The organism is Micromonospora sp. NPDC049089, assembly GCF_040648775.1.
GTDB lineage: Bacteria > Actinomycetota > Actinomycetes > Mycobacteriales > Micromonosporaceae > Micromonospora.
Window position 1 is genome coordinate 32,448 of sequence record NZ_JBEZEH010000005.1, and the last position, 22,785, is coordinate 55,232.

The 22,785-nt window shown below is 68.1% G+C and carries 21 protein-coding genes and 1 other RNA gene; 6 read left to right on the forward strand and 16 right to left on the reverse strand.

Annotated elements, in window-relative coordinates:
• Nucleotides 1–222 precede the first annotated feature (222 nt).
• Nucleotides 223–3,315 (forward strand): DNA methyltransferase, encoded by a 3,093-nt coding sequence (locus tag AB0B48_RS02080; protein WP_357194592.1) that lies wholly within the window; start codon nt 223–225, stop codon nt 3,313–3,315.
• 248 nt (nt 3,316–3,563) lie between these two features.
• Complete coding sequence (locus AB0B48_RS02085; protein ID WP_357194595.1) at nt 3,564–3,962, forward strand: hypothetical protein; 399 nt, start codon at nt 3,564–3,566, stop codon at nt 3,960–3,962.
• A gap of 882 nt (nt 3,963–4,844) precedes the next feature.
• Here AB0B48_RS02085 and rnpB read toward each other — a convergent pair.
• The 3 genes from rnpB to AB0B48_RS02100 form a co-directional block, all read right to left on the reverse strand.
• Nucleotides 4,845–5,260, reverse strand: an RNA gene (gene rnpB, locus AB0B48_RS02090) — RNase P RNA component class A.
• A gap of 188 nt (nt 5,261–5,448) precedes the next feature.
• Nucleotides 5,449–5,799 carry a hypothetical protein gene (locus AB0B48_RS02095; RefSeq protein ID WP_357194598.1) on the reverse strand — a complete coding sequence of 117 codons (351 nt, stop codon included), beginning with the start codon at nt 5,797–5,799 and terminating at the stop codon, nt 5,449–5,451.
• Entirely contained in the window at nt 5,796–6,080 is a 285-nt protein-coding gene (locus tag AB0B48_RS02100; RefSeq protein ID WP_357194601.1) for a hypothetical protein, read from the reverse strand. Before AB0B48_RS02100 ends, AB0B48_RS02095 begins: the two co-directional genes overlap by 4 nt.
• A gap of 92 nt (nt 6,081–6,172) precedes the next feature.
• Between AB0B48_RS02100 and AB0B48_RS02105 the strand changes: the two genes are divergently transcribed.
• Nucleotides 6,173–6,934, forward strand: a complete 762-nt coding sequence (locus AB0B48_RS02105; protein WP_355008855.1) for a sulfite exporter TauE/SafE family protein — start codon at nt 6,173–6,175, stop codon at nt 6,932–6,934.
• 15 nt (nt 6,935–6,949) lie between these two features.
• Here the strand turns inward: AB0B48_RS02105 and AB0B48_RS02110 are convergent, their stop codons facing one another.
• Nucleotides 6,950–8,173: an MFS transporter gene (locus tag AB0B48_RS02110; RefSeq protein ID WP_357194604.1), complete on the reverse strand. Its 1,224-nt coding sequence runs from the start codon at nt 8,171–8,173 to the stop codon at nt 6,950–6,952.
• A gap of 54 nt (nt 8,174–8,227) precedes the next feature.
• On the opposite strand from AB0B48_RS02110, the gene AB0B48_RS02115 reads away from it, so the two are divergent.
• A complete protein-coding gene (locus AB0B48_RS02115) occupies nt 8,228–8,689 on the forward strand; it encodes a MarR family transcriptional regulator (protein WP_357194607.1) in 462 nt (153 codons plus the stop codon).
• Nucleotides 8,690–8,868: 179 nt separating this feature from the next.
• Here the strand turns inward: AB0B48_RS02115 and AB0B48_RS02120 are convergent, their stop codons facing one another.
• Nucleotides 8,869–9,759: an NmrA/HSCARG family protein gene (locus tag AB0B48_RS02120; protein ID WP_357194610.1), complete on the reverse strand. Its 891-nt coding sequence runs from the start codon at nt 9,757–9,759 to the stop codon at nt 8,869–8,871.
• Between the two features lie 86 nt (nt 9,760–9,845).
• On the opposite strand from AB0B48_RS02120, the gene AB0B48_RS02125 reads away from it, so the two are divergent.
• Nucleotides 9,846–10,391: a helix-turn-helix domain-containing protein gene (locus tag AB0B48_RS02125; RefSeq protein ID WP_357194613.1), complete on the forward strand. Its 546-nt coding sequence runs from the start codon at nt 9,846–9,848 to the stop codon at nt 10,389–10,391.
• Nucleotides 10,392–10,560: 169 nt separating this feature from the next.
• Here AB0B48_RS02125 and mctP read toward each other — a convergent pair whose 3' ends face one another.
• From mctP to AB0B48_RS02160, 7 genes are all read right to left on the reverse strand, one after another.
• Nucleotides 10,561–12,210, reverse strand: coding sequence for a monocarboxylate uptake permease MctP (gene mctP, locus AB0B48_RS02130; RefSeq protein ID WP_357194616.1), 1,650 nt, complete (start codon nt 12,208–12,210; stop codon nt 10,561–10,563).
• Nucleotides 12,210–12,452 carry a DUF3311 domain-containing protein gene (locus tag AB0B48_RS02135; protein WP_238680505.1) on the reverse strand — a complete coding sequence of 81 codons (243 nt, stop codon included), beginning with the start codon at nt 12,450–12,452 and terminating at the stop codon, nt 12,210–12,212. Before AB0B48_RS02135 ends, mctP begins: the two co-directional genes overlap by 1 nt.
• A gap of 153 nt (nt 12,453–12,605) precedes the next feature.
• A complete protein-coding gene (locus AB0B48_RS02140) occupies nt 12,606–13,781 on the reverse strand; it encodes a bifunctional RNase H/acid phosphatase (RefSeq protein ID WP_357194620.1) in 1,176 nt (391 codons plus the stop codon).
• A gap of 3 nt (nt 13,782–13,784) precedes the next feature.
• Nucleotides 13,785–14,522: a C4-type zinc ribbon domain-containing protein gene (locus tag AB0B48_RS02145; RefSeq protein WP_355008848.1), complete on the reverse strand. Its 738-nt coding sequence runs from the start codon at nt 14,520–14,522 to the stop codon at nt 13,785–13,787.
• Nucleotides 14,512–15,384, reverse strand: a complete 873-nt coding sequence (locus AB0B48_RS02150; protein ID WP_357194624.1) for a Nif3-like dinuclear metal center hexameric protein — start codon at nt 15,382–15,384, stop codon at nt 14,512–14,514. Before AB0B48_RS02150 ends, AB0B48_RS02145 begins: the two co-directional genes overlap by 11 nt.
• A gap of 82 nt (nt 15,385–15,466) precedes the next feature.
• Nucleotides 15,467–16,039 carry a flavoprotein gene (locus tag AB0B48_RS02155; RefSeq protein WP_238690551.1) on the reverse strand — a complete coding sequence of 191 codons (573 nt, stop codon included), beginning with the start codon at nt 16,037–16,039 and terminating at the stop codon, nt 15,467–15,469.
• Nucleotides 16,040–16,055: 16 nt separating this feature from the next.
• Complete coding sequence (locus AB0B48_RS02160; protein ID WP_355008845.1) at nt 16,056–17,285, reverse strand: helix-turn-helix domain-containing protein; 1,230 nt, start codon at nt 17,283–17,285, stop codon at nt 16,056–16,058.
• Nucleotides 17,286–17,533: 248 nt separating this feature from the next.
• On the opposite strand from AB0B48_RS02160, the gene AB0B48_RS02165 reads away from it, so the two are divergent.
• On the forward strand, nt 17,534–18,205 hold the full coding sequence (locus AB0B48_RS02165; protein WP_357194678.1) for a bifunctional DNA primase/polymerase: 672 nt from the start codon (nt 17,534–17,536) through the stop codon (nt 18,203–18,205).
• 412 nt (nt 18,206–18,617) lie between these two features.
• On the opposite strand, the gene AB0B48_RS02170 is transcribed toward AB0B48_RS02165, so the two are convergent.
• From AB0B48_RS02170 to AB0B48_RS02185, 4 genes are read right to left on the reverse strand one after another with little or no spacing between them, the layout of a single operon-like run.
• A complete protein-coding gene (locus AB0B48_RS02170; protein ID WP_357194681.1) occupies nt 18,618–19,340 on the reverse strand; it encodes an FAD:protein FMN transferase in 723 nt (240 codons plus the stop codon).
• A 49-nt stretch (nt 19,341–19,389) separates the two neighbouring features.
• Nucleotides 19,390–19,968, reverse strand: coding sequence for an FMN-binding protein (locus AB0B48_RS02175; protein ID WP_357194629.1), 579 nt, complete (start codon nt 19,966–19,968; stop codon nt 19,390–19,392).
• A 13-nt stretch (nt 19,969–19,981) separates the two neighbouring features.
• Complete coding sequence (locus tag AB0B48_RS02180; RefSeq protein ID WP_357194632.1) at nt 19,982–21,400, reverse strand: ferredoxin reductase family protein; 1,419 nt, start codon at nt 21,398–21,400, stop codon at nt 19,982–19,984.
• Entirely contained in the window at nt 21,397–22,779 is a 1,383-nt protein-coding gene (locus AB0B48_RS02185; protein ID WP_357194634.1) for a DUF1501 domain-containing protein, read from the reverse strand. The genes AB0B48_RS02180 and AB0B48_RS02185 overlap by 4 nt, the downstream gene beginning before the upstream one ends.
• Nucleotides 22,780–22,785 lie beyond the last annotated feature (6 nt).

The window sequence follows — 22,785 nt, forward strand, 5'->3', positions numbered from 1 at the left end:
ACCGCCCGACCCGCCAGCGTCCGAACGTGCGTCAAGGTCCGATTGACGTGGCGGGCCGGGCGGAGGCCCGCTCCCCAGGAGGGCGGGTCGACGGCACACGGGATGGCGCGTCTCTCTTCTGCAGTTAACTGAGATCGCGGACTCGGCATAATTAGAGCGAACGAGACAATTGCGCGGGGTTGCGGGCGCAGGGTTGACACGTCTCCCGAGTACACTCACCCCGTGGCGAGTCTCTTCAGTCGTAACAGGCTGCGTGACGCAGTGAAGCTCATCAGCAATGAGCAGATCCAGACGCATTTGGCGATTGTAAGGACTTGGCGCGAGGACTATCATCGCGGCAGCCTGAAGAAGGATAAGGAGACGAGCCGCGAGCAGGCCTACAACCAGGATTTTTTCATGCGTATCCTCGGATACCGGGAGAAGCCCGCCGCACCCTACACGTTCGAACCTAAAGCTACGACCCTCAAGAACCAACTCCCCGATGCCGTTCTCGGTTACATGGGCGCTTCAACCGATGCTGGGAACATTGCAGCGGTCTTGGAGTTGAAGGGGGCCTCCGTTGCGCTCGATCGTCCGCAGCGGCGGGAGGGCAATATGAGCCCAGTTCAGCAAGGCTTCAAATATAAGACTCAGTACCGACGGTGCCCGTTTGTCATCGTGAGCAACTTCTACGAGCTTCGGCTGTACAACGACAATCAGTTGGACTTCGAGTGTTGGACGCTCGATGACCTCCTCGAACCGGCCGACGATTACCTGAATTTTAAGTCATTCTACGTTCTGCTGCATGCCGATAACCTCACGTCCACGCAAGGCCCCTCAAAGACGGAGGATCTCCTTATCGACCTTCGCGTCGAGCAGGAGAACATTGGCAAGAAGTTCTACGAAGAGTACCGGACAACTCGTCTCGAGCTCCTGAGAGACATCTACCGGAACAATCCTTCGGTCCGGGCCAGCTTCGGCACCGGGATTGAAAAGGGACAGAAGATTCTTGACCGGATCGTCTTCGCTTGCTTCGCAGAAGACGCTGGGCTTCTTCCCGAAAACATCATCGAGCGTGTGGTCGCGCAGGCCGATCAGGCTGCGTTCGATGAGACTTTGTGGAGCGCCTTTACACGATTCTTCGACGCGGTTGATGTAGGAAGTGCCAGGCTTGGCATTTCCCAGGGGTACAACGGCGGCCTCTTTGCCAAAGATCAGGCCCTGAACGCGCTGCAGATCTCGGACGAGGTGATGCGGCAAGTTACGAAGCTCAGCCGATATGACTTCAGTGAACATCTCAGCGTCAACATCCTCGGGCACATCTTTGAACAGTCGATCTCCGATCTAGAGGAGATCCGAGCAAAGGTCGCCCAGGCTACCGCCGGTGAAGCGCTAGTCGACCTCCAGCGAGACAATGCCCGAAAGGGCGGTGGGATCTACTACACGCCGGAATACATTGTCCGGTATATCGTGGATAACACTCTTGGCCTCTACTTGGGGGAAGCCGAAGAACGCCTCAAGGAGAAGCACGGACTTAAGGGCTCGATCCAAGAGACCACCTATGCTCGTCGTGAGCGGCAGGCATATCTTGAGTATCAGACCGTCCTGCAGAAGATCCGCGTACTTGACCCTGCCTGCGGATCTGGTGCATTCCTTGTTTATGCCTTCGACTATCTCTTGGCGGAGAACCGGAGAGTCGACTCCATCCTCGGAGGCGATCTTCTTGGGACGGAAGACTATATTAGGTTCATTCTCCGCAATAACTTGTTCGGCGTCGACTTAAACGAGGAATCCGTCGAGATCACAAAGCTGAGTCTTTGGCTGAAGACAGCTCGGCGCGGCCAGAAGCTCACAGCCCTCGATAGGAACATCCGGTGCGGCAATAGTCTGATTGCGGACCCGGTGGTAGCAGGGAAGAAGGCGTTCGACTGGCGAGCGGATTTCGCGGAGGTATTCGAAGACGGCGGGTTTGATGTTGTAGTTGGAAACCCGCCCTACGTTAGTGCGCTGGAATTGAGCAGGCACCTATCAAATGACGAAAGGAAGTACCTCAAGAAGAACTACCGAACGTCGGTAGGAACAGTTGACCTCTACATCTACTTCTTCGAGAAGGCACTTACCGTCATCAAAGACGGCGGGAAGATGGCCTACATCTCGCCGAATCGTTTCCTATCGGCGTCGTATGGCAGGGCCCTACGCGAGTGGCTGGTTTCTACATTCAGAGTCAGTCAACTGATCGACTACTCGGACAAACGAGTATTCGAAGACGCTAGCACGTATCCCGTTATCACCTTTATCGACGCCACACGACCTGACTCACAATATGTTGTAAAGTCGGGCAAGATCGACGAAGAGACAAAGCTGCCCGTGCTATACGAGATGGAGTCCTCAAAGCTAAGCCTGCTCAATGATACGATCCTCGGGTTCCTCCTCAACGACAAACTGGCGCTCACTGAGAAGGTTTTCAACTCGTGCGTCTTGTTGACCGCTGCAGGCAAGATTAATGCAACCTCGACGGCCGCTGAGGCCGACGAATTTGCGCCACTCATCGGTGAAGCTGCCGGCTTAAAGCTGATCAACACTGGAACCATCGACCCCTATGCCAACCATTGGGGTCTGCGGCCTTTCAAGAAGCAGGGTAAGCAGTTTCTGAAGCCGCGGTTGCCGGCCGATGCCACTTTGCTCGGACACGGCAGACTCGATCTGTACAGATCGCCGAAGATTATCGTATCGAAGATCGGCCTTACTTGCGAGGCGTTCTACGATTCCGCCGGTGAATACGCCTCGATTGACACAAACTGCATTCACTCGTTCTCGGACGATTTTGCACCGGAGTACGTTCTCTGCTGGCTGAATTCAACTCTTTACAACTACGTGTTCGAATGCCTTTTTGATGGATTGAGAATGGCGGGTGGGTATCTTCTTTATTCTGCCCCCAACTTGAGAAACACTCCCATAAAACACATCGACCTTAACGCACAGGTCCGGTTTGTCGACGCGGCAAGAAGGCTTCAGGAGCTGCACCGGGCGCTAAACGAAACGAACGACCGTGTGAGGACGCTGCTGACCGTTGGTCTTCAAGCCTCGAAGCTGCCGAGCCGACTCGGCAGTTGGTGGCGCCTCGATTTTGCCGAATTCGCGAAGTCTTTGAAGCTCAAGCTGTCCTTCCAACAGACTGAGCAACTGCTTGCGCTATTCCAGAAATATGCCCCGATACTTGTGGGCCTTGAGGACGATATTGCTCAGCTCGAGGCCGCCATCGACTTGTGGTTCTACGAGCTCTTCGAGTTGACGTCGGCTGAGGTTGGGGAGTTGCGGAAGGCCGCTACGGCTTAGGGCTTTCTGCAGCGGATGTGCCTGCCTAAGGCGGTCAGCCCGGATGATCTCCGCACTAGTCACGTCGGCAGGGAGGAGTAGCAAGCGTGGCGTCCATCCCTCTGTGGGTACCAATCGCCGTTGCGGTGCTTGGCGTAGGCGGCACCCTAGCGGCTGCCCTCTTGACTCAGCGTCAAGCTAACATCCGGGAGGACCAGCGGTGGGCGCGTGAGCGTGAGCGCGATGAGGCTGCCAGAGCCCAGGAGCGCTTGGAGGAGCAGCATCGTTGGCTGCGAGATAAGCGGCATCAGGTTTACGAATCACTAGTCCGGGAAAGCTCCCATTTTGCTGCTGAACTAGTCCCGCTTATTGACATGGCAGAGCGGGTGTGGAATCCGGAGAGCGAACTCTTTAAGTCCCGGGGCCGGTATTTCGAACTACTCTATAAGGCGTCTTTCCTTGCAAGCGATGCGTTGCAACTGGAGATACGGCGCGCTGGCGACCTGGCTGAAAATGTGGGACATCAGCCGTGGGATGACATGCGCGAGAAGAGCAGATATGAGTCTGAATGGCTAAGGGAAGCCTTCGACGTTGCTCGCGCCATCGAAGACGCCGCTCGAGCCGAGCTTGACCTGCCACCTAGACGGCGCGAGGCCCGCGAGGGCTGAAAACTTCATGTTCGCTGCGCCAGTAGCGAGCGTCAGCGCACTCCTCTGCCGATAGTGTTAGTGAAACTTGGCGTTAGCAAGCAGGAGTACGAGCCGAGTGCGGACCGATGTCGCCTCGTAGCGGGTGCCGCCGAACGTCAGCGGAGGCTGCCAACCGTTGCCGGAAGCGCCTCGTAAGCGAGAAGTCAGAGCGGACCGGAGACCCGCCGGGCTTCGGCGGGTCAACACGACCAGGTCCAAGCCGTCATTAGGCCGTCGGAGGCCGATCGCGAGCGACCAACGACGACCACTGGTGACGACGTCCGCTCAGGTAACAAGGCGTGTCCGCTCGGGCCACCAGGCCGGCTGCCGCCTTCTTACCTGTAGTTGGTGAACCGCTGACCGGTTTGAGCAGGGGCTGCGGCAACCAGCCGGTTCAAACCCAGGCCTAAGAGTTGGCCGGCGGGTCCTTCGGGAACAAGTAGCCGTCGAACACCCCGTGCTCGGGACAGCGTGCGTAGCCCTTCGAGTCTCGCCGGACAGGTTCAGAGCTGCCGGAGGCCTGGACCACCGAGTCAGGGGCGAAACCGATGATCGGTGCCGGCCTCCGGCATGAACGGCAGTTGATGTCGCGGTACTCGGAGTAATCCACTGCTGGCACAACCTCTCACCGGCGCGCTTGTGTGCCAGGGAAGCCTATCAATCGTCGCTTCCCCTGCCTGATCCCCAGTTCAAGGCTGCGAAATCGTCCGGCAGGGAAGAAGCTCAGCCCGGGCCGTGTCCGGGCCGTCTGGGCCGCCGCTGGGCCGTCGAACGCCGACCAGGGATGACCAACGACGACCGGCAGCACCCCAAGGAACGGCAGGTCAGGCGCGTTCTGTCGGCGGCTGACCTGGTGGGCGACGGACGAGTCGACCTGTACGCCGGATTCTGTGCGCGACGCGTACCCCGAGGGGTTTGCGCCGGCGGCGGCCATCCATCTCGGCCTGCCGTTGCCGGCAGGCTCCAGCGGCCTACCCGCAGACATCGGGCGGGCAGCCCTCAAGCGTCTGCGCCGGGTCGTCATCTTGCGGTGACGGCCCTTGCTTGGCCTTGCTCCGGGTGGGGTTTACCGAGCCACCCCGGTCACCCGGGGTGCTGGTGGGCTCTTACCCCACCGTTTCACCCTTACCGTCCCCGTTGGGGTCGGCGGTCTGTTTTCTGTGGCACTGTCCCGCGGGTCGCCCCGGGTTGCCGTTAACAACCACCCTGCCCTGTGGAGTCCGGACGTTCCTCGGCGGCGGGCCAAAGCCCGCCGACGCGGCCGCCCGGTCGACTCGTCCGTCGCGCTCCCATCCTAACGACGCCTCCGGCACGCCTATTGCCGCCCCGCAGGTGGGTTGCCCGCGCAGATCTGCCCCGCAGTCGGGCCTTCGACAGACCTGGCCCGCAGGGCAGCGCGCCGTGGAGACGGCCATTGGGCAGCGACCGGTCAGTTCACGCTGATCGTCACGACACCGGTTCCGGCCTACGCCTTCGGCAGCTCGGTGAGGACCGGACGCCCGGTGGGCCACTCGGCGTCGGGACGTCCCAGCGCGGCGGCATGGGCTAGCTGCCAGTCCACACCTTGACGTAGCAGACGCCCCACCAGCAGAGCGGTCGCGTAGCCCAGCTCGACGACCTCCAGTGCTGGTAGGACACCGATGTGCTCTCCCAGGGCCGGACGGGCGGAGGTGGCTGCGGCAAGGCAGAGTGCCGGCACCTGGACGTGTCGCCCCGCACCCCTGTGTGCGGTGACCACGAGCCCGGAGAGCGCCGGGTTGCCGGCACCGAGCGCGAGCAGCGCCGTGTGGTCGGGGATGACCGCGGCCTCGGTCACGCCGCCTCCCGGCCATCGTCGGCTAGAGATTCCGGGGCATTGCCAGCCTCGACGGCCGCCCAGACGTCCTCGCCGCGGGTGAGGTCGTCGGCGCTGAGGTCGGAAGCGATTTTCAGCCGGACGTACTGCTCTGCGCGCGCCGCGCGGTCGCGCAGTTCGTCGGCGGTGAGTGCCGCCTGGCTGAGCTGGGCGACGAGATCCCGCATTGTCGTTCCGCGTTCGTTCGCCAGGAGCGCCAAGCGGTCGCGTACCTCGGTGTCGACTTTGATCGTGGTATCCACGCCCGGAGTATGCGACTGGTATACCGCCGCCCTGTTCCGCCTCGCCGGCCAGCTCACGACGGGTTCGGCGCGCGTACTAGCCTCGTGGGGCTATGGATCTCTCCCACGCCGCGCTGCTGCTCGCCGCCGGTCTCGCCGCTGGCACTGTCAACGCGGTGGCCGGTGGCGGTTCGCTGATCACCTTTCCGGCGATGATCGCGATCGGGTTGCCCCCGGTGCCGGCGAACGTCAGCAACTCCGTCGCGGTCTTCCCCGGCTACCTGGCCAGCGTGGCGGGCAGCCGGCAGGATCTGCCGCGTCCCCGGGCGCTGGCCACGCTTGTTCCTACCACCATCGTTGGCACGATTGTCGGGGCGTTGCTGCTGTTGGCCACTCCGGCTCGCGCGTTCGAGCTGGTCGTACCCTTCCTGGTTCTCGGCGCGACAGCGGTCCTGGCCTTCCAGGACCCGCTGCGCCGGCTGGTCGGTCACCCCCGGGACCTGTCGCCACGCCGACGGACGGTCGCGGTGCAGACGATGGTCGCGCTCGGCGCGGTGTACGGCGGGTACTTCGGTGCGGCGCTCGGTGTGATGCTGGTGGCCGGGCTGGCCCTGGTGCTGGACGCGACCCTGGCCCGGGTGAGCGCCATCAAGAATCTGCTCTCCGCGGTGGTGGGGTTGACGACGCTGGTGGTGTTCGCAGTGTTCGGCCCGTTGAACTGGGCGGCGGTCGCGGTGGTCGCGCCCGCCACCCTCATTGGGGGGTACGCGGGCGCCCGGCTCGTCCGCCGGCTGCCGCCGGTGGTGCTCAAGACGGTGATCGTGGTGTTCGGTACGACGATCGGCCTCTACCTGCTCTGGCGCGCCCTGCACTGACGCGCCAGAGCCCGGTCAGTAGGTCTCGCCGACGGGCTCGTGTTCGGTGTCGGCGGCGGCGCGGTTCCAGCGGGACCAGAGCACCCGCTCGCCGTAGCCGGCGGCCATCAGGTGCGCGAAGGCCAGGTAGACGAGCACGCCGACGGCGAGCACCCCGAAGCCGACCCAGAACGGAAGCGCCAGCGACTGCTCGGCGAGCTTGCCGGAGATGATCGGTGCCGGCGCGGCGGCGCCCCAGCGGACCAGGTTGAACGCGCCGGTGGCGACGCGCCGGTCGCTGGAGCCGAGGCCGAGCGCCAGGTCGGTGAGGTTGGCGTTGGCCAGGCCCATGCAGAGTCCGGCGAGCACCAGCACCACGAGCGCCTCGGCGGTGCTGGCGGAGGTGGCGAAGAGGACCATGCAGACCAGCAGCCCGGCGATGGCCACGCCGACGGTCTGTACCGCACCGATGCGGTGGGCCAGCCGGTGACCGATCACCATGATGCCGGCGGCCAGGCCGAGACCCCAGCCGGTGAAGGCGAGCCCCAGAGGGATGACGTCCAGGCCGAGGAAGAGCGGCGTGTAGCCGAGCACCACGAAGAACACGAAGTTGTACGCGGCGGTGACCACGCAGAGGGCGATGAACGCCGGGCGGCGGTAGGTGGCGAAGATCTGGCCGACGCGTACCGGGGCCTGCCGGTTGGTGGGCTCGCGGAGCTTGCGGGAGGCCACGCCGAGGGCGAGGACCATGAAGACGCCGCAGACGAAGAACGGCAGCCGCCAGCTGACCTCGCCGAGCAGGCCGCCGATCAGCGGTCCGACGGCGAAGCCGAGGCCGAGGGCGGTTTCGAAGAGGCCCACCACCCATTCCCTGTCGACGGCCAGGTTGACGAGCACCACCATGGCGGTGGCGAAGAACATCGCGTTGCCCAGCCCCCAGACGCCGCGCAGCACGGAGAGCTGGACGATGTTGTCGCTGAACGAGGCGAGGATCGCGGCGAGGCCGACAACGGAGACGCCGGTGATGAGCACCGGTTTGAAGCCGAACCGGCCGCTGGCCAGCGTCGCCGGGATCATGCCAAGGGCCATGACCGCGATGTACGCGGTGAACAGCAGCTCGACCTGCCAGGCGGTGACGCCGATCGCCTCGCCGATGGCGGGCAGGATCGGGTCGACGACGGCGATGCCGGCGATGGCGAGGAAGGCCACCAGCGTGGTGGCGTAGATGGCACTGCGGTTCGGTTCGGAACGCCGATCCACTCCGACTCCTCAGATAGCTGTATCGTACAGGTATTTATTCTGTATGATACAGCTATGAGCGACGACAGTGACGAGAGCACCCTCGGCCAGATCGAGACCGAGGTGGCCCTGCTGATGCGCTTCGGCGAGGCCACCCGGCGGGCCACCGGCACCGCCGAGCACCGGGTGCTGGACCGCGCGGCGTACGTCATCCTGCGCCACCTGGCCGACGCCGGCCCGCAGAACGTCTCGGCGCTCGCCGCCCGGCTCAACCTGGACGGCTCGACAGTCACCCGACAGGTGTCCGCGCTTCAGCGCGACGGCCTGATCACCCGCACCCCGGACCCGTCCGACGGCCGCGGCACTGTCATCTCCCCCACCTCGACCGGTCTGCAACGGATGGCGGCCGTCCAGGCCGCCCGCACCCGGCTCTACGGGGACATGCTCGCCGACTGGACCACCGATGACCGGGAGACCCTGGCACGGCTGCTGGGCCGCCTCAACCAGGCCCTGGTCGACCGCAACCGCCGCCGCTGAGCGCGCCTGCCTTCACGTGGTGGCCATCACCCCGTCCGGCCGCATTACAAGCCCCTCCCACCGCCAAGATCGCGCAAGATCCTGGTTGTAGTGGCCTGCCGCGCGGCCCAACACCACTACAACAAGGATCGAGCGCGATCTTGGCGCGGTGAACCCGCCGATCCGCGACCGGCCGGTTCTCAGGAGAACGTTCGCCGCGCCCACGTGCGGAAGTCGGTGGTGGGCAGGCCGAGGGCGCGGGCCATCTCCGGACGGGCCGGGCTTCCGTTCTCGTTGATCTGCTCGACCGCCTTGACCATGGCGGGCAGCAGGCCGCGCTCGACGGCCTCCTGCGGGGTGAGCACGGGAGCGGTGATGGCCCGGCCGGTGACCTCACTCAGGATGGCCGCGACCTCGGTCATGGTGAGCAGGTCGCCGGCGAGTTCGACGTCCTGGCCGTCGAGCTTCCCCGGGTTCGTGAACGCGATCGCCGCGGCCTCCCCGATGTCGTCGACGGCGATCCACGGCATCCGCGTGTCAGCGGCGAAGCCGGTGATGATGGTGCCGCTGGACCAGTCGCCGAAGAGGTAGGACCAGCCGACGAGGTTCTCCATGAAGGTCGAGGGCTTCAGGACGGTCCAGTGCGCGAAGCCACCGGAGCGCACCATCTCGTCGATGGTCGCCTTGCTCTCCCAGTAGTGCCGGTCCCACCGGCCCTCGGCCCATCCGGGCTGGTTGCGGTGGAAGTCGCCGGCACCCGAGACGCTGCTGTGCACGACGTGCGACACACCGGCCCGGCGCGCCGCCTCGACGACGTTGCGGCCGCGGGTCACCTCCGCGTCGCCCTGCATGTTCGTCACGTCGGGATATGGGATGGAGAAGAGGCCATCCATGCCGTCGGCCGCGGCGAACAGCGACTCCGCGTCGTCCAGGTCGCCGGTGACCAGTTCGGCACCCCGATCCCGCAGTGCCTGGGCGCTGTCGGCACCCGGATCGCGGACCAGGGCACGGACCGCGACGCCCTTGTCGAGCAGCGCTCGGGCCGTAGCCCCGCCCTGCTTACCGGTCGCGCCGATGACGAGAACAGCCACGATGCCTCCTGAGAAACAAGTGGGGTGATCCCCCACTTCCAGTCGGCTACGATACGGGGGACCACCCCACTTCTGCAAGGCGGGCCATGAGAGCTGACGCGCAGCGCAACTACGACCTCGTCGTCACGGCGGCCTCCGAAGCGATCGCCCGCGACGGCGCGTACGCCTCACTGGAGGAGATCGCGCGATCCGCCGGGGTCGGTTCGGCGACCCTGCACCGGCACTTCCCCACCCGGTGGTCGCTGCTCCAGGCGGTCTTCCGCGGGTGCGTCCGCAACCTGGCGGCGCGTGCCGGAGATCTGCACGCCGCGCCGGACGCCCTCGACGGGCTGACGACCTGGCTGCACGAGGTCACCGCGTACGCCACGACAACCCGCGGCCTCGCGGAATCTCTCCTGAACGAGCCCCCCGAGGAGACCGAGGCCTGCGGCGCGATGCTCGTCGCCGCCGGTGAACCGCTGCTAGGCCGAGCCGTCGACGAGGGTTCGGTACGGCCCGACGTCACCATGGCCGACCTGATGATCCTCGCCAACGGCATCTCACTCGCGGCGCAACCAATGGGCGCGCCCAAGGCGGAACAACTGCTGACCCTCGCCCTCAGGGGCATCGGGTCAGCGGGCAGGGGCGAGTAGCTCCACAAGGGCTCGTGAGGCTCAAGCGTCGTCGATCATGGAGTTGTGGTGGGGGACGACTGCCGCGAACAGTCATCAACCAGGCACCACAACTCCATGATCGACGCGGAAGGGCGGGGCACGGACGGGCCAGGCGCGGAAGGGCCGGGGCCGGGGCCCGGGGTTGGGGTTAGGCGACTGGTTCTCGGGTTGGGTCGGCGTCGCGGTCGGGGCCCGGGGTTACGCGGGGGTCGCCCTCGTCGGCGAAGTAGTCGTCCGGCTCGGTGCCGTCGACTCCTTCCTCGACCTTCGCGGCCCGCAGCGCCAGCGTCACCAGCGCCGCCACGGCCAGGTTGACCGCCACCGCCACGATGCCGACGTAGATCGTCTTGGTGGTGTCGAAACCGAACTCCGACAGCGGGAACGCGGAGCCGCCGAAGTGCTTCCGGGTCGGGCTGGCCACCTGGTAGAGCATCCACATGCCCAGCCCCATGCCGGCCACCCAGCCGACGATCAGGCCGATGCGGTGGAACCAACGGGTGTAGAGGCCCAGCGCCACCGCCGGCAGCGTCTGAAGGATGATCACGCCACCGATGAGCTGGAGGTCGATGGAGAACTGCGGGTCGAGGAAGACGATGCAGGCCACCGCGCCGACCTTGACCACCAGCGAGGTGATCTTCGAGACGTTCGCCTCCTGGGCCGGGGAGGCGTCCCGCTTCAGGTACTCCTTGTAAATGTTGCGGGTGAACAGGTTCGCCGCCGCGATCGACATGATCGCCGCGGGCACCAGCGCGCCGATGCCGATCGCCGCGTACGCGACACCGGCGAACCAGTCCGGGAACTGCTGGTCGAACAGCAACGGCACGACGGTGTTGCTGTCTACAGTGCCTTCCTTGGCGCCGGGCAGCGGCTTCACGCCGGCCGCGATGGCCATGTAGCCGAGCAGCGCGATCAACCCGAGCAGCAGGCTGTACGCGGGCAGCGCCGACATGTTCCGCTTGATCACGTCGCGGTTCCGGCTGGCCAGCACACCGGTGATGCTGTGCGGGTAGAGGAAGAGCGCCAACGCCGAGCCCAACGCCAGCGTCACGTACTGAAGCTGGTTGTTGCCGTTGAGCAGGATGCCGTCGTTCGGGTTGGGCGAGGCGTCGAACTTCGCGTCCGCCGCGGCGAAGATGTCACCCCAACCGCCCAGCTTGTACGGCAGGTAGATGACCGCCACCAGGATCACGATGTAGATCAGGCTGTCCTTGACGAACGCGATCAACGCGGGCGCGCGCAACCCCGACTGGTACGTGTAGGCGGCCAGGATGGCGAACGCGATGATGATCGGCAGGTGTCGGGCCAGCGCGTTGTCGCCGGTGACGCCCATCGTCTTGAGGACCGCCTCGATGCCGATCAGCTGCAAAGCGATGTACGGCATGGTGGCCACGATGCCGGTGATCGCGATCAGCAGCGCCAGCACCGGCGAGTCGAACCGGTTGCGGACGAAGTCGGCCGGCGTGACGAACCCGTGCCGGTGCGACACCGACCAGAGCCGCACCAGCACCAGGAAGACCAGCGGGTAGATGACGATGGTGTACGGCACGGCGAAGAACCCGGCCGCGCCGGCACCGAACATCAACGCCGGCACCGCCACGAAGGTGTACGCGGTGTAGAGGTCACCACCGACCAGGAACCAGGTGATCCAGCCGCCGAAGCTGCGCCCGCCCAGCCCCCACTCGTCCAGGTGCGCCATGTCCTTCGGTGCCCGCCACCGGGCCGCCACGAAGCCCATCACGCTGACCAGGAGGAACAGCAGGGAGAAGACGATGATCTCGGTGAGATGGTCGCGCCACATCAGGAACCACCCCGCTTCTTCGTCATCTGGTAGACCAACGTGGTGGTGCCGACGCCGAGCAGGATGAAGGCCAGTTGCAGCCAGTAGAAGCGCGGGAAGCCGAAGACCCGGGGCGAGTCGCCATTGAAGAACGCCGGGATCAGCGGCACCACGATGGGGATGAAGAGCAACCAGTTCCAGGGGCTGTGGTCCTTTGCCCTGGTCGGCGCCGTGGGCGGCGCCTCCGGTTCGGGTGCAGCCATCTGACACACCTCCGGGGAGTCGTGGCTTTCGATGCAACGGCCGGAGGCTACGACTCTGTGATGGGCGTCACGTGACCCGTTGGGAAGGTGCTGCGCCGAACGGCTGGTGACCTGCGCCGAACGGCGCGGGTCACCAGCCGAAGGGTGAGCGGCTCAGAGGGCCGCGAGGTGGGCGGTGTCGTTGACAGTGCGCACTGCCACGCCGCCGTCCGGCCACATGTCGAATACCGAGATGCCGGCCGCGTCCAGGAAGAGCCGGTGCAGGAAGCCGTCGCCGGCCGCGAGGGCGTCACGCAGCACCAGCTTGATCGGCGAGACGTGCGAGACGACCACCACCGTCTCACCGGGGTACGCGGTGAGCAGCCCTCTGATGACGCGGTGCGCGCGTTCGGCGACCTGGGTGAACGACTCCCCGCCCGGCGGCGCGATCCGGGGTGAGGCGAGCCAGGCGTCCATCTCCCCCGGCCACTGCTGGCGCACCTCGGCGAAGGTGCGCCCCTCCCACTGGCCGAAGTCGCACTCGATCAGGTCGTCGTCGGTGCGGACCGGCACGTCACCGAGCGCCCCGGCGATCGACGCCGCGGTGGCCGTACACCGGGACAACGGTGAGCTGAGCACGGCCGCGACGGACGGGGCCAGCTCGGCCACCCGGGCGCCGGTGGCCTGCGCCTGGGCGCGGCCACGCTCGGAGAGCGGCACGTCGCCGCGCCCGGAGTAACGCCCCTGCTCGGTGTACGGGGTCTCGCCGTGCCGGACCAGGATGAGGCGGGTGGCGGTGAAGGTCGGCCGTGGCTCCCAGGATGCCGGCGCGGTCGCCGGGTCGCTGCCGACGATCGGGGCGGCGGGTGTGGTCGAGGGCTGGCCGGGGGCCGGTGTCGTCTCGGGACGGGCGGGGGCCGCGGTCGCCGACGGACGACCCGCGGCGGCGTCCATGGCGGCGTTGGCGAGGGCGTCGGCGTGCCGGTTCTGCTCGCGCGGAATCCAGCTGAACCGGACCGCGCTGAACCGGCCCACCAGCGCGGCGGCCTGGGCGGCGAGGGGCCGCAGGCCGGGGTGCTTGATCTGCCACCGGCCGCACATCTGCTCGACCACCAGCTTGGAGTCCATCCGGACGTCCACCTCGGCGGCGCCCAGCTCGGCGGCGGCGGTCAACCCGGCGATCAGGCCCTGGTACTCGGCGACGTTGTTGGTGGCCGTACCGAGCGACTCGGAACGCTCGGCGAGCACCTCGCCGGTCTCCGGGTCACGGACCACAGCGCCGTAGCCGGCGGGGCCGGGGTTGCCCCGGGATCCACCGTCGGCCTCGATGGAGACGACGCGCGGCGCCACGACCTACAGGCCCGACTCGTTGGTACGGACCATGATCCGCCGGCAGTCCTCGCAGCGGACCACGTCGTCGGGGGCGGCCTTGCGGATCCGGGCCAGGTCGGCGCCGGACAGGTCCAGGCGGCACCCGCCGCAGCGGCCCCCGGTGAGCAGCGCGGCACCCAGCCCGGTGTCCTCGCGGATCTTGTCGTAGAGGTTGACCAGATCACTCGGGAGATCGCCGGCGAGCGGCTGACGCGCACCCCGCTTGAACTCCTCCTCCTTGGCGATCTCGGCCAGCGCCTCGTCGCGGCGCTGCTCGGTCGCGGCCCGCTTATCCCGGGTCTCGGCCAGCCGCTGCTCCACGCCGTCCAGTACGCCCTGCGCGGTCTCCCGCTGCTCCATCAGCTCCAGCTCGGCGTCCTCCAGGTCGCCCTGGCGGCGCTTGAGCGAGACCAGCTCGTGCTGGAGCGCCTCCAGCTCGCGGGCCGGGCCGGTGCCGGCGGCCAGCCGGTTCTCGTCCTTCTCCTTGCGGGCCCGGACCTGCTCGACGTCCTTCTCCAACCGGGCGATGTCCCGGTCCAGGTCGTCCACCGCCACCTGGGCGCGAACCCGCTCGTCCTCCATCGACGACAGCTCCCGGGCCAGCGACTCCAGCTCGGCCCGCTCGGCAAGCGTCCGCCTGCGGTGGGCGAGCTGGGCGAGGTTGGTGTCGATTGCCTGGAGGTCGAGCAGGCGGCGCTGCACCTGAGGGTCAGCCTTCACGGTCGGGCTCCTTGTCGTCCACAACGGGTGCGGCGGCGTGCACGGTCCACGGGTCGGTGTCCAGGTCGGACACCAGCGTCTCGACGTCCAGCGCCTCCCTGAGGAAGGCGGCCAGGTCGTCCAGCCACGGTCGTTCGGTCGCCCAGTGGGCGGCGTCGATCAGGGCGGGACCATCGGCGGCGAGGTGCTCGCCGGCCGGGTGGTGCCGCAGGTCGGCGGTGAGGAACGCGTCCACCCCGGCGGCGGTCGCGGCGCCGAGGAAGCTGTCCCCCGACCCGCCGCTGACGGCGAGGGTACGAACCATACGCCCGGGATCCCCCGCCGCGCGAACTCCCCAGGACGTGACGGGGAGCACCGCCGCCGCGTGCCGGGTCAGCTCGGCGAGGGTCATCGGCTCGGGCAGTTCGCCGATCCGGCCGAAACCCCTGTCGTCGCCGTGGGCGGGCGAGCCGGGCGCGGGTCGTTGGAGTGGGCGCAGACCGGTGAGCCCGAAGCGGGCGGCGAGGGCGTCGGAGACGCCCGGGGAGGCCACGTCGGCGTTGGTGTGCGCCGCGTACAGCGCCGTCCCGGCCCGGATCAACCGGTGGATGATCCGCCCCTTGAATGTGGTCGCGGCGACCGACGACACCCCGCGCAGGAGCAGCGGATGATGCGAAACGATCATGTCCGCTTCGGCGGCCAGGGCCTCGTCGACCGTCTCGGGCACCACGTCGACCACGCAGAGCACCCGGCGGACCGGAGCGGCCGGCTCACCGAGCACCAGGCCCACCCGGTCCCACTCCTCCGCCCAGACCGGCGGAAAACGCCGTTCCAGCGCGGCCACCACGTCGCTGACTGTGGGGGCGGATCCGCTTGTGCTCACGGCGGGCCAGCTTACCGGCGTCGGGGCGGCCGGGCGGTGACACCCGGCCCGGCCGCGTCGGGTGGAAGATCTGCCGGACGCGCTACGCGGCGCTCCAGGAGACGGTCTGCAATGCGGCCAGCGGCATCGCCCAGGGGAAGGCGTGCAGGTGCTGCTCCCCCGTTCCGGGCGGGTGCAGGGCGATCACATCGTCGCCGAAGAGCACCGTGACGCCCCACTCTGCCAACCGGGCCACCCCGGCACGAAACGCCGGGTGGCAGGCCATCGCCGCGTTGGTGTACGGCACCGCCACGATGGGGACGCCCTTGCCCTGCGCCTCGACCAGCAGCCCGAGCGCCAGCGTGTCGGTGATCCCGGCGGCCCACTTGTTGACCGTGTTGACGGTGGCCGGACAGACGATCATGGCGTCGGCGGGCGGCAGCACGTCCGGGTCACCGGGGTTCTTGTAGTGCGTCCGCACCGGGTGGCCGGTCTGCCGAATCAGGGCCGACTGGTCGACGAACTTCGCGCCGTCCGGCGTGGTGACCACGCAGACGTCCCAACCGTCCTGTTGGGCGAGATCGACCAGACGACCGACGTGCCGGGCCAGCGGCGAGCCGCAGGCGATGACGTAGAGCACCTCACGGTGCCCGCTGTTGTGCGCTGCACCGGCCATCAGACCGGCTCCGCGCTCATACCCCTACTCCCATGTGCTCAGCCAACTCCGCTACCGGAGAAGGCGGCGCACCACGTGTGCGACGGAGGATGTCGGACATCACCTCGTGCGCGATCGGCCGGCAGCGGATCTCCGACGGGGCGAGCCGATCACCGAGCAGCAGCATCTCGCCGGCGTTCGCCACGTCACCTATCTGGGCGTAGCCGCGGGCGATGTCGAGCAGGTGGTGGGCGCGGCGCTCGGGCAGCAGCGCGTTGAAGGCGGGCTCCGCGATGCGCAACTGGTGCACCTCCACGGCCCGCCCCCCGTCGCCCAGCTCCACGGCGGCGGCGGCCCGGTGCAGTTCGACATTGGTCGGGCCGAACGACGTCCAGTAGTGGTTGTAATCGCCGCCGAGCAGGGTGGCGGCCTCCTGCGCGCAGTTGATCAGGTCGTCGACGCTGGCCGAGTCACCGATGCGGGACGCGGCCATCGCACCCTGGAGCAGCAGCATCCCGTAGACGGAGAGGCGGGCCGGGGAGACCGCGTTGCTTCCACCCGGTGCCAGCCGGTTGGCGATCTGGACGTTCAGCTCCAGCGCGGGACGGGCGCGCCCCATCGCGACCAGGGCGTTGCACACCCGGGTGGTGGCGATCCCGGCGAGCAGCGGGTCGTCGGCCCGTTGGGCCACCGCCATCGACCGGTCGGCGGCCAACCAGGCGAGCTCGCACTCGCCGAGCTTGCGCAGCACCGAGGAGGCGATCTGGTAGACCTGCCCGAGCAGGTGGGCCGCCTCGGCGGCCTGCTCACCGCCGTAGGCGGCGTCGGCCGCCTGAGCGTCGCGCAGAAGCTTCGGCAGCGCCCGGGTGAGCATCCCGTAGCGGCCGTACTGGTAGGTGAGCCAGGCGTGGTTGACGGCCTTGCGCATGTCGTCCATCGGCGGCGGGTACGGCGCCGCGTCGAAGTACGCGCTCATCGAGTCGTAGCGTTCCAGCGCCGCCCGGATCTCCTGCACCTCGACCTGGTCGATGCAGTTGAGGGCGTCGGCGCGCCGCTCCGGGTCCTTGCCCATCAGCAGCTGCACGTCCATCTGGAGGATGTCGGCGATCTCGTAGAGGACGGAGAACTTGTCCAACCGGCGGACACCGCGTTCGACCTTGTCCACCCAGCTCTTGGACTTGCCCAGCCGGTCCGCGAAGACCTGCTGCGACATCTTGCGCCGCCCCCGCCAGTAGGCAACTCGCCGTCCTATGGGTAGCTCGTCCATCTCCCCATCCTCCCCTGCCACCGACGACCAATCGAGTCGGGGCGATGTCCGCGGGTGCGGCGACTGCCGTTCACGTTCAGGTTTTGGCTGGTCGCACAGGATGTACGTCAGCCGGACAGGTAGTCCTCGTACTTTTCGTGCAAGTTGCACGGGCCGTTCGTCAACCTCAACGATCGTGGGTTACGGCAGTGACGGTGCTCGACATGCGACCTGGCGAACGCCGGGCCCGACGAGAGGAGTTGGCACACATGTGGGGGAATGTCGTACCGCGCGTTGCCGAACTGTCGCCGCTGGAACGGGTCCGGCTGCGCCGGGTCGCCATCCGGTACGCGGTACACGGCTGGGAAGTCACCCCGGGGGCCTGTCTGGCCCGCAGCCGCTTCGTCTGCGGCCGGGCCGGCTGCCCCACAGTGGGCTGCCACCCCGCCCTGGAGAACTGGGAACTGGCCGCCAGCGCCGACCCGGCCCGGGTGGCGACCTGGTGGCGGAACCGGCCGCACGGGGTGCTGCTGCCCACCGGCCGGGCCTTCGACGTGCTGGAGGTGCCCGCCCACCTCGGCCGGCACGTGCTCGACGCGGTCCAGATCCACCCGGCCGGCACCGGCGTACGCGGACCGGTGCTGGTCACTCCCACCGGGCGGTGGATGTTCCTGGTCCGCCCCGGCGACCCGCTCAGGCCGGAGCTGGAGCACTGCTTCCACGTGGTCCGGCACGGGCCGGGCTCGTGGATCCCCGCGCCGCCCACCCGGCTGCCGGAGGGCACGGTCCGCTGGGCGGTCGCCCCGGAGCAGGCGCGCTGGCAGCTTCCGGACTCGTACCTCGTGCAGAACACGTTGATCGGGGCGCTGCGCGCCGCCGGGGTGACGCTCGCCCCCGACCTGCTCCCCGGTCACCTGCCGCTGCCCCGACGAGGCATGTGAAACCGGCCCGGTCGAGGATTCGATCCGGTGCCCGACAGCGTCGCCGAGGCGTCGGTACTCGTTGACAGGGGGACGGTGCGAACGCGCGCCACGAACGGGGGAACGATGTCCACAAACGACAGAGCGCCTCACCCCGGCGGCACCGAGCCGCCCCGGCGCAGTCACCGGGGGCGCCGCTGGGCCGGCACCCGACCGTCCGGGTCCCGCCCCGGCCGCCCACGCCCCACCGGCTCCCGCCCAGCCGGCACCCACCGCCCCCTCCGCTAGTCCGCCCAGCTTTCCGCGATCTTGCACTTTCTGTCCCGACAATCTCCACGCAAAGGGACAGAACGCCAACCGAAAGTGCAAGATCGCGGGCGTGAGAGGGCGCGCGGGGGCGTGAGAGGGCAGGCGGGGGCGTGCGGGGCTCGGGCTAGTCGGTCAGGGGGAGGTTGAACGAGTGGTACTCGCGGGCGTTGTCGGTGATCACCGCGTGGGTGTGGTCGTCCAGGCGGGCCAGCCAGTTGAGGCCGGGGGTGCCCATGGCCAGGGCGGCGGTGGCGTACGCGTCGGCCACCCCGAGGTCGGTGCCGACCACCGTCACCGAGCGCAGCCCACTGGCCGGTGCGCCCCGGCGCGGGTCCAGCACGTGCCGGCCGCGTTCGTACACGCCGGACGTGGCCACCGCCAGGTCGGTCCCGCTGAGCACCAGGCAGGCCGCCATCGCGTCCCACGGGTGCCGGATACCGATGCGCCACGGCTCCCCGGACGGCGACAGACCCCGCACCCGTACGTCGCCGCCGGCGTTCACGCAGTGGTTGACGGCACCGGCGGCGACCAGGCGGTTTGAGGCGACCTGGGCGGCCCAGCCCTTGACGAAGCCGGACGGGTCGAGCCGACCGGTGGCGTACGCGTCGAAGAACCCGTCGGTCGCACCCCAGAGGTCGGCGCAGGTCTCCAGCACGTACCGCAGGTCAGCGGACGCTTCGGAGAGCAGCACCTCACCACGGTCGAAGCGACAGACCTCGCTGTCCGGCCGGTAGGTGCTGAACCGCGCGTCCACCTCGTGCATCCAGGCGAAGACCTCATCCGCCAGCCCGCGCAGCGTCGCCGGTGGCAGGTCGTCGGCGAGGTCCACTGTGATCGTCGTACCCATGATCTGTTCGACCCGGCACAGCCCGGGTCGGGTCATCGTGGCCCGCACGTCAGAATGCCTGCTCGATGGCGGACCGCAGCGACTGCTTGTAGGAGTTGCTGGTCTCTGTGGCACCGGAAACGGTGTTGAGGTTCGCGTTCTGCTTCTGCACGACCTCACCGCCCCTGCCGTCGTAACGGTTGCGGACGTCGCCGCTGTGGATGTCGGATTCACCCCCGCTGGGCAGCGACAGCGCGACGGCCTCGACGATCCGGTTACCCGAGACGACGATCTGCACCTGCACGTACCCGTACTCGTTGTCGAAGCCGTTGCCGGTGACCCGGCGGGTGGTCGACTGGGGTGCCTTGGTGGTGGTCCGGGGTGCGGCCTTCGTGGTGGTGCGGGTGCCGGACGGACGGCCGGTGCTCTTTGTGGGTTTGGGCGAAGAGGGCGCGTCGGCAGTCACCGACGGCTTCGGCGCCCCGCCCGACGGGTCGACGCTCGGCTCGACATCCTGGGGGGTGGGGTTGACCGGCTGGGCGGTCGGCAGGTTCTGGGCGACCTGGCTGGTGCCTGGCGAGCCCTTGAACACCACAAGCGCGGTGGTGCTGGCGGCCAGGCCGGTGATCGCGAGGAGCGCGCGACGCATGGGGATGCCCTTCCTACAGCTCGAACGTGGCGAGGTGGATCTGCCGGCGGGGCACGCCGGCCCGCCGCAGCGCCCGCACCGACTGTTCCACCAGACCGGGCGGCCCGCACAGGTAGACGTCGCGCCGGGCCACGTCGGGCACCAGTTGCCGCAGCCCGTCCGGGCTCATCAGCTGGCGGGGGCCGGGGTCGTCGCGGGAGCCGATGACGTACCAGACGGAGGTGTCGCGTTCCTGGGCCAGCCAGTCCAACTCGCGGCTGAGCAGCACGTCGGCCGGTGTGCGGGCCCGGTAGATGAGCGCGGCGCCCGGCGGCAGCTCCTCCAGCATGGCCCGGATCGGCGTGATGCCGCTGCCACCGGCGATCAGCAGCGCCCGTTCCCGGAGCCGGTGCGCGGCGGTGAAGGTTCCCGAGGGGCCTTCGGCCCAGACCCGGGTGCCCGGTTCCAGGTCGCGCAGGTCGGCGGTGTGGGTGCCGACCACCTTGACGGTGACGCGCAGCCAGCGGCCGTTGGCGGCGGCGGAGACGGAGAACGGGTGCGACTGCCACCAGCAGCCCCGGGTGAGGAACCGCCAGCGGAAGTGTTGGCCGCCGAGCATCGCCAGCCGGTCGAGCCGCTCCCCGGTGAGGTAGATGGAGATGGTGTCGGGGCTCTCGGCTACCACGTCGGCGACCCGCAGCTTGTAGCGCAGGTTGAACGCCAGCGGTGCGATCACGCGGCCCCAGAGCAGGGCGGCGACCACCAGCACGTAGAGCGCGATCCAGCCGGTGCGCACCGGGCCGGGCCGGTACAGCTGCGCGCCGTGGGTGAACTGGTGGCCGAAGCCGAGCAGCAGGATCAGGTAGCTGGACAGGTGCAGCAGGTGCCACATCTCGTAGGGCAGCGCCCGCCGGATCGCCCGGATGCTGCTGAACCCGACGAGCATCATGATGCCGGTGGCGACGAACGCCGAGACCATGTCCTCGTAGTCGCCGAGCAACGTGCCGACCTCGGCGAGGATCGACTGATTACGCAGGTCGGCGTAGCCGACCAGGATCAGCGACATGTGCGCCAGCACGGTGACCAGCAGGGTGGCGCCGATGTCCCGGTGCCAGCGGGCCATGTGCTCGCCGCCGATCCACCGTTCCAGCACCGGCAGTCGGCTCATCATCAGCACCTGCACGAGCAGCAGGTAGCCGGCTACCAGGCCGGTGATCCGGCCGGCGGAGGTGAGGGTGGCCGCTGTGGTCCGCAGCGATCCGGCCGGGGTGCCCAGCCACCAGGGCACCACGCTGGCGAGCAGGCCGACCAGGAGCAGCACGCCCAACAGCCGTCGGCCGCCGGGCCCGCGCCGGGCCGGGATCTGCGGGGGTACGGGCGCAGCCGACCGGCCGCCGTGCCGGGACGAGGTCCCGGTACGACGGCCGGCGGCGTGGGTGTGCGGGTACGTCACGCGTACAGCTTCATCGGGGCGTACTTCTGGCGGGGGAAGACCTTGTCGACCTCCGCGTTGGTGAGCCCGAACCGGCCCTGCGCCACCGCGCCGTAGACGTTGAACATGTTGTTGTACTCCGGCACGTCACCGGAGTCCAACTTGTCCAGACCGTTCCAGGTGCCGAGCAGCGAACCGGCCAGCTTCTTGCCGGACAGCAGGGTGACCACGCCGCCGTGCCCGTGGTCGGTGCCGTTGTTGTTGGAGCCGACCCGACGGCCGAACTCACTGGACACCATGATCGTCACGTCGGCGGCCTTCGGGCCGAGGTCGGTGAAGAAGGCGGCCATGGCGTTGGCCAGCTCGTTGAGCCGGCGGTGCAGCTGGCCGCCCTCGCGGGTGCCCTGGTTCTCGTGGGTGTCGTAGCCACCCATGCCGACAGTGGCGACCCGGACGTTGGCACCGCCCTTGATCAGCTGGGCGAGTTGCTGGAACGCGTTGCCGACGCCCTCGTACTTGACGCCCTCGGCGGGCTGGTACGGCTTGGCGGCGAGCTTCTGGGCGGTGGCCAGCGCGCCCATGCCCTCCTGCACGGCCTCCTCGACCGGGTGGTTGATCCCGGTGAAGAGCCCCTTGATGGCCTTCTCGGTGGCGGCCCGGAACCGCTCGTCACCGTTGAGCCGCAGGGAGCCGACGTTGTTCAGGGAAAGCGCGCCGTTGTTGCCGACCAGCGAGCGGGGCAGCGTGCTGCCGATGCCGACGCTGCGGAACGCGGTGCCCTTGCCCAGGTTGTCGACCAGACCGTCGAGCCAACCCCGGCCGCCGGTCTCGTTGGGCAGCCCGCCCAGGTTGCAGGCGTCGGCGGCCTGGAAGTGGCTGCGGGACAGCCGCTCGTCGGAGACCGCCGGGATGAAGCCCAGCTGACCGGCCGTGAGCCACTTCTCCAGCGGCTTGAACGCGCTGGTCAGCTTGAAGCCGCGGCCCAGGGCCAGCGAGTCGTTGCCGAGCAGCAGGTCGGGCCGGGCCTTGTTGAGCACCGCGTCGTTGTCCGGCGCGATCAGGCTCAGGCCGTCCAGCCCGCCGTAGAGGAAGACGTGGATCAGGGTGCCGGTCTTGGTCGCCGCGAACGACGCCGAGGTGGTGACGAACTGGGCGGTGGCCAGCGCGGTGGCGGTGGCCGCGGCACCGGCGACGAAGGTCCGCCGGGTCACGCCGCGACCGTCCTGCTGGGCCTCCTCCAGGTTCTCCAGGGTGCGGTACCTGTCGAACTCGGCGGCGTTCTCGGCGGCGACGATGTCCGCCTCGGCGCGCAGCAGAGCCTCGGCCGGGTTGTCGGCCAGCCGGCGCACGTCGGGGCATTCGGGGTGCAGGGGGAAAGAGTTGTACACAGTCTTCTCCATCGGGTG

What these genes read in the sequence shown, in the direction of transcription:
- AB0B48_RS02185 (WP_357194634.1), bottom strand. Translation starts at nt 22,779, where the DNA reads ATGGAGAAGACTGTGTACAACTCTTTCCCCCTGCACCCCGAATGCCCC.
- AB0B48_RS02160 (WP_355008845.1), bottom strand. Translation starts at nt 17,285, where the DNA reads ATGGACGAGCTACCCATAGGACGGCGAGTTGCCTACTGGCGGGGGCGG.
- AB0B48_RS02170 (WP_357194681.1), bottom strand. Translation starts at nt 19,340, where the DNA reads ATGGGTACGACGATCACAGTGGACCTCGCCGACGACCTGCCACCGGCG.
- AB0B48_RS02105 (WP_355008855.1), top strand. Translation starts at nt 6,173, where the DNA reads ATGGATCTCTCCCACGCCGCGCTGCTGCTCGCCGCCGGTCTCGCCGCT.
- AB0B48_RS02135 (WP_238680505.1), bottom strand. Translation starts at nt 12,452, where the DNA reads ATGGCTGCACCCGAACCGGAGGCGCCGCCCACGGCGCCGACCAGGGCA.
- AB0B48_RS02165 (WP_357194678.1), top strand. Translation starts at nt 17,534, where the DNA reads ATGTGGGGGAATGTCGTACCGCGCGTTGCCGAACTGTCGCCGCTGGAA.
- mctP (WP_357194616.1), bottom strand. Translation starts at nt 12,210, where the DNA reads ATGTGGCGCGACCATCTCACCGAGATCATCGTCTTCTCCCTGCTGTTC.
- AB0B48_RS02115 (WP_357194607.1), top strand. Translation starts at nt 8,228, where the DNA reads ATGAGCGACGACAGTGACGAGAGCACCCTCGGCCAGATCGAGACCGAG.
- AB0B48_RS02155 (WP_238690551.1), bottom strand. Translation starts at nt 16,039, where the DNA reads ATGGCCGGTGCAGCGCACAACAGCGGGCACCGTGAGGTGCTCTACGTC.
- AB0B48_RS02125 (WP_357194613.1), top strand. Translation starts at nt 9,846, where the DNA reads ATGAGAGCTGACGCGCAGCGCAACTACGACCTCGTCGTCACGGCGGCC.
- AB0B48_RS02175 (WP_357194629.1), bottom strand. Translation starts at nt 19,968, where the DNA reads ATGCGTCGCGCGCTCCTCGCGATCACCGGCCTGGCCGCCAGCACCACC.